Source organism: Vibrio sp. 1580, from assembly GCF_033340055.1.
Window position 1 is genome coordinate 1 of the sequence record NZ_JAWOVT010000703.1, and the last position, 523, is coordinate 523.

A 523-nucleotide genomic window follows, 5' to 3' on the forward strand; every position below is an offset into this window, starting at 1 on the left:
TACTAAGCTGACACCTACGCAGCTCAAGCAAGCGCTTGAGCATGAAAAAACACCAGAAATGGCACAAAAGCTGATTGATGAGTCACTTGAACAAAACGAGTGGGCGCAAATGATCAGTTTGATGAACCTGCCTAAGCTGGTGGAACAACTTGCGCTAAACTCTCACTATAGTAAAGAAGGCTTGACCGTTTCTTTACAGTTGAGAAGCAGCCAAGCACACTTAAATACAGATAGAGCTCAAAGTGAGCTGCTCAACGCACTAAACACGGCTTTAGGTGAAGAGTGTCACTTGAGTATCGAAGTAGGAGAGAGTGGCGAAACACCACTTGAACTGAGAGACAGGCTCTATCAAGAGAAGTTACAACAAGCGCTGAACAGCTTGGAGAACGACCCGAATGTCGACTTTATCGAGCGTCGTTTTGCTGCAGAGCTTGATAAAGATAGTGTGCGCCCTATCTAACTAACAAACGGAATGGGGTTGAAAACGTCAAGTGATAACCCCATTAACTGATGCAACACCCAA

1 protein-coding gene is annotated in these 523 nt (G+C 45.1%); it reads left to right on the forward strand.

Annotation, left to right across the window (positions count from 1 at the left end; translation table 11 throughout):
- Positions 1–460: DNA polymerase III subunit gamma/tau C-terminal domain-containing protein (locus R7093_RS27940; protein WP_318147373.1), on the forward strand; the 460-nt coding region annotated here is incomplete at its 5' end.
- Positions 461–523: the final 63 nt, after the last annotated feature.